Source organism: Paenibacillus sp. S02 (genome assembly GCF_019454065.1).
Taxonomy (GTDB): Bacteria; Bacillota; Bacilli; order Paenibacillales; family Paenibacillaceae; genus Paenibacillus; species Paenibacillus polymyxa_B.
On record NZ_CP073682.1, the window covers coordinates 3,801,725 to 3,819,082 of the forward strand.

At 49.4% G+C, this 17,358-nt stretch carries 1 protein-coding gene (running past one end of the window); it reads right to left on the reverse strand.

The genetic code is table 11. The annotated features are described in order from the left end of the window. Window positions 1-17,358: the 3' portion of an SDR family NAD(P)-dependent oxidoreductase gene (locus KAI36_RS16770; protein WP_220025472.1), read on the reverse strand. It continues 2,346 nt past the right edge of the window; the window shows 17,358 of its 19,704 coding nt (coding positions 2,347-19,704); its start codon lies beyond the right edge, outside the window; it ends in the stop codon at window positions 1-3.

Genomic DNA, 17,358 nt, shown 5'->3' on the forward strand with positions numbered 1-17,358 from the left:
CTACGAGTGTAATTGGTTGAATAACTGGTCGGCCTGTTCAAAATCTAACTCACCCTGCAGTACTTTCTGTAACAAGGCTTGCATGGGCTGCTTAGGGTTCGGCTCTGTAGGAGCCTGGTTTGTATCTCCCGCCAACTTGTTCAATTCCTTTGCCAAAAATTTGGAAAATTCTTTAATGTTAGGATAGTCGTACACTCTGGTAGCTGGAATAGCTGTTCCAAAACGTTTATTCACAGCCTGTACCCACTCTACGCCTATAATGGAGTCCAGTCCCATATCAATAAATTGATCATCCCGGCCAATATCCTTTTCATTCATACTCAAGGATTTCGCAAGACTTTCTACCAGTTCCTTCTCCAATGTTTCTATCCGTACAGCCGTTGGCGCATATGTCGACCGCTTTGCCTCATCCCTGGCAACAACGGGCGGCGGCGAAGAAGGCTTGGCCTCAGGTTGCGGCGGGGCAGGCTTGGATTCTGCCAGCACGGCTGACTTTTCTGGCTTATCTGCTACCATCTGGATGTTGGAAACGGAGCTTAGCAAAATGCCCTGCGGTTTTTCAGGTACTTTCGCCAAAGTCTGTCTCTGCACATTATCGTTGCTATGGTTAACTGCAGGAGGGCTGGAAACGAACTCTTGTACCGACACATCGACTACAGGAGATTCCGTCTCGACGTCCCGGGATTCGCCCCCACGCGCGAAGATCCAATAGCTCTCCTTGGCAAATGGATAAGTTGGCAGACTAATCCGACGAGGGCTAATATTCTCATAAAGTCTAGTCCAATCGAAGAGCAGCCCCTTCACCCAAAGCTCCGCCAGCTTTGTATACTTACCCTTGTTTATCCAACTATCCACCATTTTTGCCATGTCTTCGTCTGCCTCAAGAACAGCTAGGATGTCTTTATTCTTCTTTGCCTGACCCAAATACAGCCCGTCAATATCCTCATTCCCCGCTAAAAAACTCTCCAGCTTTTCTGTAAGCTCACGGGTAGACTTAACTATGATTGCTAACCGTTCTTCCATGGCTTCCCGTCCCACCTGCAGAGTAAATGCTATATCCTCCAGGCTGGTTTGCGAGTATTCCGGCTCTTTGAGTTCAGCAAGCAGTCTTTGCACCTGTTCATCCAGTCGATCTTTATTCCTCGCCGACAGCACGATCATTAAAGGATTTTGCAGTGGAATGGTAACTTGTCTAGTCTCCTGCTCCTCAGGGATATATTCCTCAATGAGCACATGTGCGTTGGAACCTCCGGCGCCAAAGGAGGAAATACCTGCCACTCTTGGGTATTCAACTGTCTTCCCATTCATTGTGACGACGGGTCTTTTCCACTCTCCCAGCTCCTGCTGAACTATAAAAGGACTATCGCTAAAATCGATATTCGGGTTTAGTGTTTTTGAATGCAATGAAGGCACGATTTGTCCGTATTTGAGCTGAAGGAGCACCTTTGTAACTCCGGCAATCCCAGCCGCGCTCTCACAATGCCCAATATTTGATTTTGCCGATCCGATTGCGCAAAATTGCTTATCCTCCGTATATTCCTGGAACACTTTTTGCAATCCGGCGATTTCAATGGGGTCACCTAAAGATGTCCCGGTGCCATGCGCTTCGATGTAACTAATGGTTCTGGGGTTAATTCCTGCTTTCTTAAAGGCCCTTCCAATTACACTGGCCTGCGCATTGGGATTCGGAACTGAGAATCCGTTTGTCTTCCCTCCATGATTCACCGAGGTCCCCTTTATGACCCCATATATATGGTCGCCATCTGCAATAGCTTTGGCCAGTGGTTTGAGCAGTACGGCTCCTACGCCTTCTCCCGGCACATATCCATCTCCGCCTTGTCCAAAGCTTTCGCACCGTCCTTTACTCGATACAAACCTGCCTTGCCCAAGCATCAGGTATTTGTTCGGATGAATGGATACATTCACGCCGCCAGCAATGGCAAGCTCACACTCGCCTTGTTGCAAGCTTTGGCAGGCCAGATGAATGGTCGTCAATGAAGAAGAGCACATGGTGTCCACAGCCATGCTCGGACCGTGGAAGTTACAGAAATAAGATACCCGGTTTGCGATGGAAGCCGGATTGCCAGGAACGGCAATCATTCTGCCCCTAGCTTGTTCCTGTGCCCCATAAAGCTGGTATTCTTCATACATGACCCCGACAAAAACACCCACATTCCTATCCTGCCCAAGGCCCCGCTCCAGTCCAAGCGCTTCCCGGGTATAGCCTGCATCCTCTATCGTTTCATAGACGCATTTCAGGAATAGACGCTCCTGAGGATCGATTATCTGTGCTTCTCTAGGAGAGATATTGAAAAACATGGGGTCAAACTGATCCACACCTTTGATAAAGCCTCCCCACTTGCTGTAAGCTTTTCCGGACTGGTTCCGGTCCTCGTCAAAGTGCATGCTGTGATCCCAGCGATCTTTGGGAATTTCCGTAATGCAATCCTTCCCATCGCGCAGATTGTTCCAGAATTCCCGTATGTTTTCTGCATCGGGATACATGCCCGACAAACCGATAATGGCAATTTCCTCTGATCCGCCTGCTCGTTCCGGTTGCGGTTGGAAACTTGCCTGAACTGGCATGAAACGCGATTGCTTCCGACTATCAGAAAGTGACCTTACCGGGTCGCTTTCCACCGTAGAAGGCTTGAAATCTTTCGTAGCGTCCTCTGTCTCGATTCCAAGTAATTTAATCAACTGCTTCTGGTGGACTTTAAGGAAATATTGGGTCAATTCCCGGATATTCTGGTATTCAAAAAATAAAGTTTTGGGCAGTGTTCCAAATGTTTTCTCCAACTCACGGGTTAGCTGTTTAATCATAATGGAATCAATGCCATACTTCTCCATAGGGGCATCGGTTTCAATCTGCCTTGCCGGCAGCCTGATGGATGTAGCGAGCAATTGCTTTAAATAATTTGCCGCTTTTTCGGCAAGCAGGTCTTGTCCGATGACCGAACCCATCTCGCTTTCCCTTATCATAGAGGAGGCATTTCCAGTCTGATTCAGGGACGGTTGCTGCAGGAGCGTTTCTCTTAGCTGACTGGCATGCCCTTCCAACACCATGACTTGATTCTTTTCGGAAGCCAGGCTCTGATACAAAGCCCGAATTCCTGCACCAGTCTCCATTGCAAACATCCCCATCCCTTCCATGATCTTTTCTGTTTCCCCATCAATACGCATTCCGCCTTCTTTCCAGAATGGCCAATTGACTGAAATCGTCCGCCCCTGGCGTTGTTCTCGCTCTACCAGCGTACTACGGTACTTGGCATAGGCGTCCATAAAGGCATTGGCAGCAGCATAGTCAGCCTGTCCTATATTCCCGAGGCTCCCTGCAACGGATGAAAAAAGGATGAAGAAGTCCAGCGGGATTTCCTTGCAAGCCTGATCCAGATTCACCAATCCCGTAACCTTTGGTGCCAAAACGTTTTGCAATTCCTCCCGTGTTTTTTTAATAATGAAATTATCGCTAACCATTCCTGCGCTGTGCACAATTCCGTCCAGCTTCCCAAACTCTTCCTGAATATCCCGAATCAAAACTTCAACCGCCCTTTTATCGGCGACATCGGCTTGTCGGAATACTACTCTTGCACCTAAAGCCTCTATCTCCTCAATCCTTGCTTTGGTGTCACCACGAAGCGGTGAGCGTCCAATAAGAATTAAAGTAGTATCTCTGGCCTGTCGTGTAATTTCTTCGGCAAAAATCAAACCGAGACTTCCGGTCCCGCCAGTAATCAAATATACTCCCCTGTCCTTCCACGGAATGCTGATCGCTTCCCCAGAGGCTTTAATTTCCGTCCATACGGCAACATGCCGTCTACCCGATTGATAGCGAATATGTGGTTCTATAGAACTGCGACTGTTTTCTTGCAAGATATTTATCATACCTGCTGAATTCTGCTCCACATCCATTTCTATCAGTTGGCCAACCAGTACTGGATTCTCCAGCCATGCTGTTTTTAAAAGTCCGGAAAGTCCCGAGAATACCTGTTGGTGATCCTGCACCGGAACGACAAGCTGAACCAATGTTTTGCCTTTGGATTCCGTTTTAAGAATATGTTGAATTGCCTCAAACACCTGTGTCGCATAAGTCCTAAACCGTGCATCAATGCTCTTCTCTTCGGATTGGAGAATGAGGCACTGCACCCCGTTCATCTGTGATTCAATAATTTCCCCGGAAATATATCCCGGTTCGCATAAAATTACCAGATGCTGTTGATAGTCAGGTGCTGTTCCTTCCAGAGCAACCGCTTGTTCTTCCCACACAGGCTCAAGCATCAAAGTCTCAGGTGCAGTCCATTCATCTGGGCCACCTGTTCCTCCTTCAGCAACTCGTGATGAGAATCCCTTCATCCTCACACAAACATTCCCCTGCTCGTCACACAAATCGATATCTAACTTTTGCAGCGGGCCATCTTGCCTGCTGTCTTCACTATTACGAATCCAGGCCCACATCTCTGATGTGCATTTGTTAAATACCTCTAACTCTTCCAATGCAAATGGTAAAGCTGGCTTAATGGAAGCTTTGCGATCACCTGCACTCATAATCAAGCCTATCGTCGCCTGAAGAGCGGAGTCCATCAAACTGGGGTGCATCACAAAACGTTCCATCGTATGGTAAACGGAAGAAGGCAAGGACAACTTGGCAAGCGCTTGACCCACTCCGATATATATTTTCTCAATTCCCTGGTGTCCCGGCCCATAGGAAATCTGCATCGCCGCAAACGCCTCATAGCACTGACGGGATGAAACGGAGCCCAGACTGCACTGCTCCAGCAAGGTTTTAATATCTATAGCAGGGACCTCTGCCACCGGAACAATTACTGCCCTGCCTTCACTATGCACCGCCAGTCCCTTGTCCGTTGCTCCAGACTTGCTGTAAATTTCATAGGCGATCTCCCCGCCATCTTGCGGATAAAGCCCAATACTGACATCAACCGACTCCTCCCCAACCACAACAGGCTGGATCCAATCCACATCTTTTAGCCGGATGGACGTCCACTTGTCTTCCGGAGATCCTGAGACCTGCTCTACTGCCGCCCGCGCCATTTCAAGGTAGGCCACTCCAGGCAAGAGCTTCTGCCCCCTTATCACATGGTCAGACAGGAAAAATTCCTTCCCCGTAAAAGTGGAGCTGAACTGCAATCCATAAATATCGGACGTATTGCGCTGAAGTAAGGGATGAATGCCGTCTGCTGTCTCCCGTTCCAACACAACACCGCTTGCTCCCGTCCGTTTATTGATATCGGTTATACAATATCGTTCTTTGGCAAAGGGATAGGTTGGCAGACTGATACGGTTTGGTTTAGCCTCTCCGTACAACAGGGCCCAGTCAATTGCGACTCCTTTTACCCAAAGGTCTGCGATTTTGCCATAGCTGCCTTCGCTAACCAACACATCAATCGCCGTGCCCGCACCCTCTCCGTCTTCACGAGCTCTATTTTCTTCTTTATGGCGTTTGGCGTGTCCCAGGTGTAAGCCGTGAATACCATCCCGGCCTTCCACAAATCCTTTCAATTTCTCTTCAAGCTCCCGGAGAGAGCCTGCAACGAAAGCCAAACGTTCTTCCATCGCTTCGCGCCCCACCTGAAGGGTATACGCTATATCTACCAGACTACTGTCTGTGAACGGATGCTCCCCGATTGCAGCTAGTAATAGCTGCGCCTGCTCTTGCAATTGTCCTTCACTCTTGGCTGACAGCACCACAATAGCCGATTTTGGGGTGGTAAGGGTAATAGAATTCTGCTCCTGCTTTTCAGGAATATATTCTTCGATTATCAAATGGGCATTGGCACCCCCGAATCCAAAGGAGCTAACACCCGCTCTACGAGGAATATATTTCCCTTGAGTATCCCGCTGTGGCTTCCAATCCCGCGCCTCCTGAACGATATAGAACGGACTACCTTCAAGTTTTATATAGGGATTAATTGCCTCGCAATGAAGGCTTTTGACCAGCTTTTTATGCTTTAACTGAAGCAGTACTTTTATGACGCCCGCGATTCCAGAAGCCAGTTCCAGATGTCCGATATTGGTCTTCACCGAGCCCAATCCGCAATGGGATTCTGTGATCCCGGGTCCCTCTGTATTCTCATAAAGCTCTTTGAAAGCTGCTTTCAGCCCGTTAATTTCAATCGGATCGCCCAGCTCGGTGCCTGTCCCGTGGGCCTCAATGTAAGAGACAGTCCTTGGGTCGATTCCGGCCTTTGTATATGCATTTACCAACACATCCGCCTGAGCCCTCGGATTAGGAGCTGTCAGGGAATTGGCCCGGCCTCCGTGATTGACGGCAGTACCCCGAATTACACCATAAATATGGTCTCCATCCTTCTCTGCATCCTTCAGCTTTTTCAGGAAAAGCATGCCGGCCCCTTCACCACGCACGTAGCCATTGGCCTTATTGGAGAAGGTTTTGCACCGACCGTCCTCACACAGCATTCCTGCTTTGTTGAAGCTGATATGGAGTTCAGGTGTGATAATCACATTGACGCCGCCTGCAATCGCCATCTCGCAGCTTCCATCCTCTATGGCCCTAACGGCCCGGTGAATGGCCACCAGCGAACTGGAGCAAGCCGTTTCGATAGGCTCGCTCGGACCATGAATATTAAGGAAATAGCTCATTCGATTGGGCCCAACAGACGGTGCCATACCGCTGGAGGAATACGCCTCGACACCCACATTTCCCTGATAGATCATACCGCTGTAGCCACTGTTCGCGGTACCTACAAAGATTCCTGTACGGGTCCCCGACAGACTCCCTGCCTGAATGCCTGCATCTTCAATCGCCTTCCAGATATAGGTCATCAACAGCCGTTGCTGCGGGTCCATGAGTGCGGCTTCCCGTGGTGAAATTCCAAAGAATAGCGGGTCAAACTCATAGATCCCGTCAATAAACCCGCCCCACTTGATGTTTGTTTTATTGGCCTCCTGCTCAGGGTCACCGTAATACGTCTTCCAATCCCAGCGATCTTCAGGGATTTCAGTGATACAATCCCTGCCTTCCTCAAGATTTTTCCAAAACTCATCCACATCCCGAGCCATGGGAAATACACCGCTCATTCCCACAATGGCAATGGGTTCAGGAACAGCCTGAGTCTGTTGCGGCGTGGACAACACATTCCCGCCTGCAAACCGGAAACGCTGCCGTCTAACGTGGGCACTGTCTTCCCTATCATCCTCCACGGCCTGGACAGCAGGCTCAGTCCGGGCATGCACGGCAAACTGCTCGCCAAGCACGGCATCATATTCGTCCACAAAATACCTGGTGAAGTCATGAATCGTTGTGTATTCAAAAAATATGTCCGGCGTCAGTTCAAGCCGGTATAAGTGATTGATGTTGTTGGTAAATTGTGTAAGCAGGATGGAGTCGAAGCCATACTCACTCAGTTCTACATGTTCATCAATATCTTCAAGTTTGACTTTCAGCAATTTTGACACGGCCTGTATCATAGCGGCCTGCACCTTGTCCAGCAGATCCGGTACGGCATTGCTTTCAGGGGAAGCTTCTGAAATTCCCGTCACCTTTTCAGGCTGCCTAATCTCTGGAGTCGTGATTAAATTCATGGTTTTCTTCATTTTTGCGAGATTGCCTTCCATCACCATAACCTGATCAACGCCCGCGATCATGCCACGATACAAGGCCTGAATGCCGGAAGAGGTTGACAAGCCGCTCATGCCTGTACGCTGCCTTACCAGCTTCTCCGTTTCCTCATCAATACGCATCCCACCCTCTTTCCATAGCGGCCAATTGATGGATAGCGTTTGACCTTGGCGCTGCTTAGATGCTATCAGAGTGTTCCGGTATCCGGCATAAGCATCCATAAACGCATTAGCTGCAGAATAGTCGGCCTGTCCCTGATTACCTAATCCTCCGGCTACAGACGAAAATAGAACAAAGAAGTCAAGCGGCAGGTTCTTGCTTGCCTGATCCAGATTCACTGTCCCTATTACTTTGGGAGCGAGAACCTCCAGCATTTCCTCGCTATTTTTTTGGAGTATGCGATTGTCACGAATAACTCCTGCACTGTGAATGATGCCATTGATGCTTCCGAATTCCTCCTGAATTTCCTGGATTAAATCGGTCACCGCCTGCTCCTGAGTTACATCGACCTGTCTGTATATTATTCGTGCCCCTAATGCCTCCATTTTCTTTATCTCAGCCCGTTTGCCCTCATCCAGCGCGGAACGCCCCGTTAAAATCAAGACGGCTTTATGGACTTTATCCGTAATCTCTTTGGCAAAAATGAGTCCCAATCCACCGACACCGCCAGTAATCAGGTACACTCCGCCATCCTTCCACGGGTTACCCGCTGCTTCCTGAGAGATGTGAACTTCGTTCCAGCAGGAAACCCACCGTGTGCCTTTCTCGTACCGGATCTGGATATCCCCGAGGCTACGGCTGTTTTCTTTTAAAATGTCTATGACTGCTCCCCAGTCCTCATCCTGTCCCAATTCTATTAACTGACCTACCAGTTTTGCATGCTCAAGCCGGGCCGTTTTTAAAAGACCGGAAAGTCCCGAGAAAAGCTGCTGCTCCTCCTGTCCGCTTATGGCAATCTGGATCAGCACCTTACCATTGGGTTTTTTCCTGAAAATGCTTTGAATCTCTTCAACCACCTGGACGGCGTAACGCTGGAACTGTTCCGCGATTCCGTTTCGGTCGGGTTGCAGTACAATGCATTGCACGCCGTCCATTCGAGCTTCAACTTGTTCACGGGAAATCCCGGACGGCTGGCAGAGTAACACGACATGGCGATCATATACAGGCATTTCGGCCTCTAGAGCAATCCCTTGCTCTTTCCATACGGGTTCAAGCATCAAGTTACTGGAATTTGACTGAACATCCGAAGAAATCGAGTCCCTACTCAGAATTCTTGATGAATATCCTTTTATTCTGACACAGATGGCTCCGGTCTCGTCGCTCAGATCAATATCCAGCTTCTGTGCCTTTTCCTCAGCTAGACCGTCTGCATTGTAGCGAACCAACGCCCACATGATGGAGCTGCAATTTTTTATAATTTCAACTTCTTGAATGGCGTAAGGCAGAGAAGGTTTGATCTCGCCAGACCCCAGCGTCAAGCCTACGGTTGCCTGCAAGGCCGAATCTATCATACTTGGATGCAGGACAAATTTGCTTTGGTTGTCAGAAACGGAAGACGGCAAGCATAACTTAGCCAGCACTTGACCCTCTCCCGCATACACCATCTCAATCCCTTGATGTCCAGGGCCATAATCAATTCCCATATCCCTGAAAACTCTATACAATTGTGTGGGGTCGAAGTTCCGACTGCATACATTCTGCAAGTCTTTAATATTCAGTGCTGGGACTTCCGCAGCCGATCTTCGTGTAGCACTGCCGTAGCTATATATCACAATCCCTGCATCAGCTTCTTCGCTCTCCCCATATATTTCATAGGAAATCTCTTGATGATCATCCAGGAAAAGTCCGATGTGTAACTGCAGTGGCCCATCCTCTACGATAATAGGCCGTGCCCAAACCACGTTTTTAAGGCAAATTTCGGTTGGCCCACCCTCATCAGATCCTGTTGCTTGATCCACGGCCACCCGAACCATTTCAAGGCAAGCAGCCCCGGATAAAACTTTGTGTCCATTCACCACATGATCCTTCAGGAAAAACTCCTGGCCTGTAAAAGTCGAACTGAACCGCTGTTCCGAGAAATCGGAGGTGTTTTGATGCAGTAAAGGATGGAGCGAAGCGGCAGTGATAGAAGTCATGCCTTTGCCTGCCTTGCTGTCAAGCTCAGGTGCCCAGCAGCGTTCTCTCGCAAAAGGATAGGTCGGTAGACTGATCCGGTAAGGTTTGATGTCCCCATACAGCTTGTTCCAGTCAATAGTTAGCCCCTTTACCCACAACTCCGCTATTTTTTTCAGTTTTCTCTTCTTGATCCAGGTTTCAAGCAACGATTTGGCATCTTCATCCGCCTCAAACATCACAATCCCGTCTTTGCTCTTTTTCACCTGAGCCGTTAGGACGCCAGCAAGCAGATCATGATTCGCAAATCCTTCGAGCGCTTTTAGCAATGCCTCTTTTGAATCTGCCACAAAAGCCAGCCGGTAATCCATCGGCTCGCGGCTCACTTGCAGCGTATACCCCATATCCGAGAGGTTAAGATTTTCCCGGGATGCAATAAAGCTCCTCATTCTTTCGGCATACGTTTTTAGTTGCTTTTCACCTTTGGCAGACAAAACGAAGAGAACGGGATTATGGATATCGGCGGCTGCTGGTGATGTCGCAGATGTTCCAGTCCCGGGACGATATTCTTCAATAATAAGATGGGCGTTCGTACCGCTAAACCCGAAAGAGCTCACAGCGGCGCGCCTTTTGTTCCCGCGGGAAGGTTCCCAGGCGTTCAATTCTGTATTGACATAAAAAGGAGAATTATCAAAATCAAAATGCTCATTCGGGTTCTTGAAATTCAGCGTCGGTACTAGTTTTCTATGCTTCATGCATAGCAACACCTTTTGCACGCTTGCTATGCCCGCTGCTGCAGAAGTATGTCCGATATTGCTTTTTACCGAACCTATGGCACAGTAGTTCTTCTGATCGGTTTTCTCTTTAAAGGCGGTTGATAAAGCTTCCAATTCAATAGGGTCGCCCAGCTTGGTTCCTGTCCCATGCATTTCAACATAGCTAATGCTTTCAGGCTCAATCTGATATTTGTTGTATATTTCCCGCTCCAGCTCAATTTGGCTGTTTGTGCTTGGAGCGGTAATCCCGTTGGTTTTTCCATCTTGATTGATTCCGGACCCGATAATAACTCCGTATATGTGATCCCGATCAGCTTCAGCATCCTTCAGCCGCTTCAGAACCAGCGCCCCTACTCCTTCCCCCGGAACAAAGCCGTTGGCGCTATTGTCAAACGTTTTACACCGGCCATCTGGCGACAACATTCCAGATGCAGACATGCCTACATACGATTCAGGAGTCAGATATAGCGACACCCCGCCAACCAACGCCATTTCTATCTCTCCGTTAGATAACGCTTGGCAGGCCAGATGGGTTGCCACCAGTGATGAGGAGCATGCCGTATCTACGGATATGGCTGGACCTTTCAGATTGAGGAAATAAGAGATGCGAGCCGCTGCAATAGCGTTGCTGTTCCCAGTAGTATTGGTGAACTGCGCTTGATGCTTGTACCGCAGCATACTATATTCATTATTTAAAATTCCGAGGTAAACCCCGCATTTTTTATTTCCCAACTGTGAGCCACTATAGCCTGCATCCTCAATTGCCTTATATGCTTCCTGCATAAAAATGCGCTGCTGGGGATCCATCCCTTCCGCCTCGGTAGGAGAAATATTGAAAAATAACGGATCAAAATATTCCATATCCTCTAAAACACCCAGCCACTTACAATTGATTTTCCCCTCTTGCGCTGGACGAGGATCATAATATTGGCTTACATCCCAACGGTCCTTCGGGATTTCAATAATGGAATTTTTGCCTAGAGCGAGATTATCCCAATATTGCTGCACATCTTCCGCACCAGGATATCTTCCCGAAATCCCGACAATTGCAATTACGTCTTTATTTTCCGAAGGCATAGGCGATGAATCCTCTGCTACCTTTACCAGATGGAATGGCTCGGAATCCTCCTTAGGCGATAGCCTTGGAGAGCATTGTAGCGTGTCAGGTCCCTTCGAATGGACTTTCGCAATAGGCTTATCCGTGTCCGGGACTGTGCTCAAGGATTGTTGATTGGAGCTTCCTCCACGCTTATTGATTTCTTGTGCCAAAAATGTAGCGAATTGGTGAATGGTCGGATAGTCGTAGACCTTGGTCGCTGCTATAGATGTACCATATCGTTTATTAATATTTTGAACCCACTCTACGCCTATAATGGAATCTAGTCCGGTATCTATAAAGTTTTTATCCGCCTCAATCTCGCTCCGTTCCATATACAAAGCCTCAGCCAGGCTTACCGTCAGTTCTTCCTGTAAAAGCTCTGCCGAGGCGCTGCACTCAGCCATGCTGGCCTGCGTCTGCTTTTCAAACGAAATCGGCATCAAATTCACCTGAATGGAAGCCTCTGCCGATTTCTCCGGCTCTAATGCAACCGATGACAGTGAATACTCTGCTGGAGAATGATCCGAAATAGACTGGGCAGAGAATGGCGCAATTGATTTGCTCAACAATTCCTTCTCTACAAATTTGCTAAAATCCCGGATGGTTGGATAATCGTAGACTTTTGTCGCTGTTATGGCTGTATTGTAATGCTTATTAATGCTACGAACCCACTCTACGCCTATAATGGAATCCAATCCAAGATCAACAAAGTTTCTATCCGAATCGATATCGCTCCGATCTATATATAAAGCCTGCGCCAGGCTTGTTGTCAGCTCCTCCTGCAATATTTCCGCCGATATTGCAGATGGAACAGACGACAGCGCTTCCGTCTTCTTCTCATCCTCTAATGTGTGCGATGTCTCCTCCAGTGAAGTTAACATGATCGTTGTCCCCTCCTGGTTGGCAGACTTGCTTAGGTGCGGCTGACGGTCCAACAAATTCGGTAAGGATATGGCGCTTGGTTTTTCAGAACTATTCAAAAAACCGGGTTGTATTAGGGCTGTTGGCTGCATCGCATGAGTCTGGACGGGAATTGCCTTTTCCTGAGCTTCCGTAACAGCTCTTTCTACAGAAGAGACTCTTTCTACAGATGGACTCATAATATCCGTGATCCAGTACCGCTCCCTCGCAAAAGGATAGGCCGGCAGGCTGATTCGCCGCGGCTTGGCATCCCCATAAAGCATGTTCCAATCCATCGACAGTCCCTTGACCCAGAGATCAACAACCTTCGAATATTTTCTTTTCCCTATCCAGGCAGCGATCGTTTTGTCCATGTCTTCATCTTCTACCAGCGCCGTCAGCGCCTCCTTATTCCGTTTGACCTGGCCCCGGTACAACTCAGGGATTCCGTCCCGTCCTTCCAGGAATCCTTCCAGCTTGTCCACCAGCTCCTGCATAGACCCTGCAATCACTGCCAGGCGCTCTTCCATGGCTTCGCGTCCCACCTGGAGCGTGTATGCCACATCGGCCAGACTGCTTTCGCTTAGCTTTCCTTCCCGCATAACGGCTAGCAATCTCTCGGCCTGCTTTTTCAGTCGTTCTTCATTTTTGGCCGACAATACGATGATCGCAGGCTTTTGAGCCGTAACGCTCATCGGCACCTTCTCTTCTGCAATGTACTCTTCGATGATGACATGTGCATTGGAGCCTCCCGCTCCAAACGATGAAATCCCGGCAATCCTCGGATATTCCCGCGTCTCTCCATCGATCTCAACCACCGGCCGCTTCCATTCCCCCAGCTCCTGCTGGACGACGAACGGCGTCTGATCGAAATGGATGTTCGGATTCAATTCTTGGGCATGCAGGCTGGGAACCAGCGTCTGGTTTTTCATCTGCAAGATGATTTTCCCAACCCCGGCAATGCCCGCTGCCGCCTCCAGATGTCCGATGTTGGACTTCACAGAGCCTATGGCGCAGAATCCCGTATCCGGCGTATCCTTCCTGAATGCCTGGGTCAGACCCGTCACTTCAATCGGATCCCCCAGCTCCGTGCCTGTTCCGTGGGCTTCAATATAGCTGACCGTCCGCGCATGTACCCCCGCTCGCTCCAGTGCCGCCCGAATCAGTTCCCCTTGGGCTGTTGGGTTCGGCACCGTATAGCCGTTGGTCTTACCTCCATGGTTGATGCTTGTCCCCCGGATCACTGCATGGATGAGGTCCCCATCAGCGATCGCCTTGGACAGCGGCTTTAATAGGACGACCCCCGCGCCTTCTCCAGGGACAAATCCATTGCCTCCTTTGCCGAAGCTCTTGCACTGCCCGTCTGCTGACAGCATGTGGTTGGCGCAAAGTCCGACATAGCTGAGCGGATGGAGATACAGATTTACTCCGCCTGCAATAGCCATTTCGCATTCTCCACGGTACAGATGCTCACAGGCTTCATGAATCGCGGTCAACGAGGACGAACACATCGTATCGATCGGCATGCTTGGCCCTTGCAAATTAAAGAGATACGAAATCCTGTTGGCCACTGAACTAAAGGATGTGTGAGGGTATATTTGTGTTCCTTTTCTCCATAAATCCAGTCCGTATAGATCAAAACCCGTTTTGGTAATTCCGGCAAATACGCCTACCCGGCGGTTATGCCGCAACGCAAGCTGTTCCCGGGTGTAACCCGCGTCCTCCAGCGCTTCCCAGCAGGCTTCAATGAACAACCTTTCCTGCGGGTCCATACCGAGTGCTTCCCGTGGCGAAATATTGAAAAAGCGCGGATCGAAATCCGCAAATCCTTCGATAAAGCCCCCCCACTTGCTGTAGCTTTTTCCATTCGCCACCGCTTCCTGTGAATCAGGATGGAAGAACCCTTCCATCGTCCAACGCTCACGCGGGATTTCGGTGACACAGTCCTTCCCTGCTTTTAGATTTTCCCAATATTCGTTCATGTCCCTGGACCAGGGATACTTTCCAGCCATCCCAATGATCGCTATTGGTTCACGCATTTCCGCAGGGGCAGACCCGGCCAAGCTTCGGACGGGCTTCGCTGCCGCTTTTGCCGCAGATGGCACGGCTTCTTCTTCGACATACAGCGGTGCCGCAAGTGTTTCTTCCACAGGCTGTATGTCATGGTTCATCCCGGTCCACTGCATGCACTCCTGCGGGTATTCCGCTACAAAATATTCCGTCAAGGCGCGCAAGGTCTGGTACTCATAAAACAGCGTCTGGGACAGCTCTCCAAAGAAGCCCGCCAACTTGGCATTGAGCTGGGTAATCATGATCGAGTCGATTCCATACCTCTCCAGCGGCTCATGGGCTTCGATGCTGCTGACGCTCAGCCGAGTCACCTCTCCCAATAGCACCTTGAGTCGATATAAGGTTTTATCGTAGAGCAAGTTCGAATCCAGCTTAGGTGCAGTTGCCTGGCTAGGGACAGCTGCCTGGATAGCATGGACATCGGGCTGTGAAACAGCTTTTGCCAGGTAGGCCTCAATTTTCTCAGGTTCTCCTTCCATGACCATCACCTGCTTCTTGCCAGAGGTCAAGCTTTGGTACAACGCCCTCATTCCCGACCAGGTCTGCATGGCAGTAATACCCATGTTTTGCGTCATGATCTGTTCCGTGTCCGCATCAATCCGCATTCCGCCCTCTTTCCATAGTGGCCAACGGATGGATAACGTCTGTCCCCGCCGTTGCTTGGCCCCTACCAGGGCATTCCGGTATTCGGCGTAAGCATCCATAAAGGCATTGGCGGTCGAATAGTCAGCCTGTCCCGGATTGCCCAGGCTACCCGATATGGAAGAAAAGAGCACAAAGAAGTCCAGGTTCTGGCCACTGCTTGCCTCATCCAGATGGACCAGTCCGCTTACCTTCGGTCCCAGCACCTCCATAAATTCTTCACTAGTTTTTTTAATGATGAAATTATCGTGAATCACCCCTGCACAGTGGATAATCCCATGAACACGTCCAAATTCCTGCTGAATGCTGTTCAATAAATCGATAACGGTGTTTCTATGGGTGATATCTGCTTGCCTGTACACCACGCTGGCTCCTGAAGACTCCAGCTCCTGTAGCCTCGTCTGCTTGTCTCGGTCCAGCGGCGACCGCCCCGTCAAAATGCAGGTCGCTGCTTGCGTCTGCCGGGCAATCTCTTCTGCAACCAGCAGCCCCAGACTGCCGGAGCCGCCGGTAATCAGATAGACCCCACCATCTCTCCATGGAAGCCCCTCTTCTTGCCCAGATGTTTCAAGCCTGCTCCAGCAAGCGATTGTCCGTTGTCCGTTCTCATAGCGAATCCAGCTATTCATCGGGCTACGGCTGTTGTCCTCCAGCTTCGCCAGGATGCCTTCCGCCTGTTCTCCCTGATCCACTTCGATCAGCTGCCCGATGAATTTCGGGTTTTCCAGCCGGGCTGTCTTCAACAGTCCCGAAAGTCCCGAAAAGAGCCGTCCTTCCCCGGCGTTCCGCACCACAATTTGGACCAGCACCCTCCCCTCAGGCTTGTCTTTGAGTATGCTTTGAATGCTCTCAAAGGCCTGAATAGCATAGGCCTGGAACCGTTCATCAACCCGGCTCTTCCCGGATTGAAAGGCAAGCACCTGCGCAGCTCCGTTCAAACTCGCTTCGAGTCGCTCGTGCAAAGCTTCGTCTGGCTCACAAAGCAAGACCATTCGCCGATCATAGGCAGGGACTTCGGCTTCCAGCGGTACATTCTTCTTTTTCCATGTAGGTTCAAATAGCAGTGTACGGCTACTCGTAACGGCAGGCGCTTCCGCAGCTCTGGCGACCGTAAATTTTGGTTCACGCTCTGCCGCTCTGCCGCCTGTAATTTTGTCCTCACTCCTAGGCGCCCAATACTGCTCTTTTGCAAAAGGATAAGTTGGCAACGGAATCCTAGAGTACTGTTCATTTGAAAACAAACATTCATAGTCTAACGAATATCCCTGAACATACAAATCTGCAATCGTAGTCAAAAGCTCCAAATACTCGCGGGTATCGCTTGCGTTTTGACAATTGTAAATACATTCATCCCCGTATCTTTTCAAAGATGTTTGTATGCGTTGATCTTTTTCGTGCAGTTCAGAATGATAAACTTGAGAAACACTGCCTTTTTCCAGCCACTTTTTAAGGGACATGACAAGCTCGCCTTGATTACGGGCAACACAGGCAAGACGATGATTACAGTGCTTTCTCCCAAGCAATAATGTATAACTCATATTACCGCAATCCGCCTTAGGCTCCTGTTCACAATAAGCAAGCAGTTGCTCTACCTGCTGGCGCAATTGTTTTGAAGTCCGTGCCGACAGTGGAATGAAATAACCTGGCTTTTCGGAATGTCTCCGTTCCGTCTGTGGAGCCTCTTCTATAACCATATGAGCATTCGTACCGCTGGCACCAAAGGAGCTGACCGCAGCACAGCGTCTGACTCCAGGCTCAACCTCCCAGTCCTGCAGATACGTATTGACATAAAAAGGACTATCCGCAAACTGAATATTTGAATTGCCCGACCGGAAATGAAGTGTAGGAGGAATTTGCTTATTCTTTAATGACAATAACAGTTTGATCATTCCCGTAATTCCTGCCGCAATTTGCGTATGGCCAATATTCGTCTTGATGGACCCTATGGCGCAATATTCCTTCTTGTCGGTATACTTTCTAAAGGTTCGAGTCAGTGCCTGATATTCAATGGGATCTCCCAATTTGGTGCCAGTTCCATGTGCTTCCACCATCTGGATTTGCTCTGGGTGGATATGAAATGTATCGTATACATTTTGCTCGAGTCGCTCCTGAGATTTCTGGCTTGGCGCAGTAAGTCCATTCGTGGTACCGTCCTGGTTGAT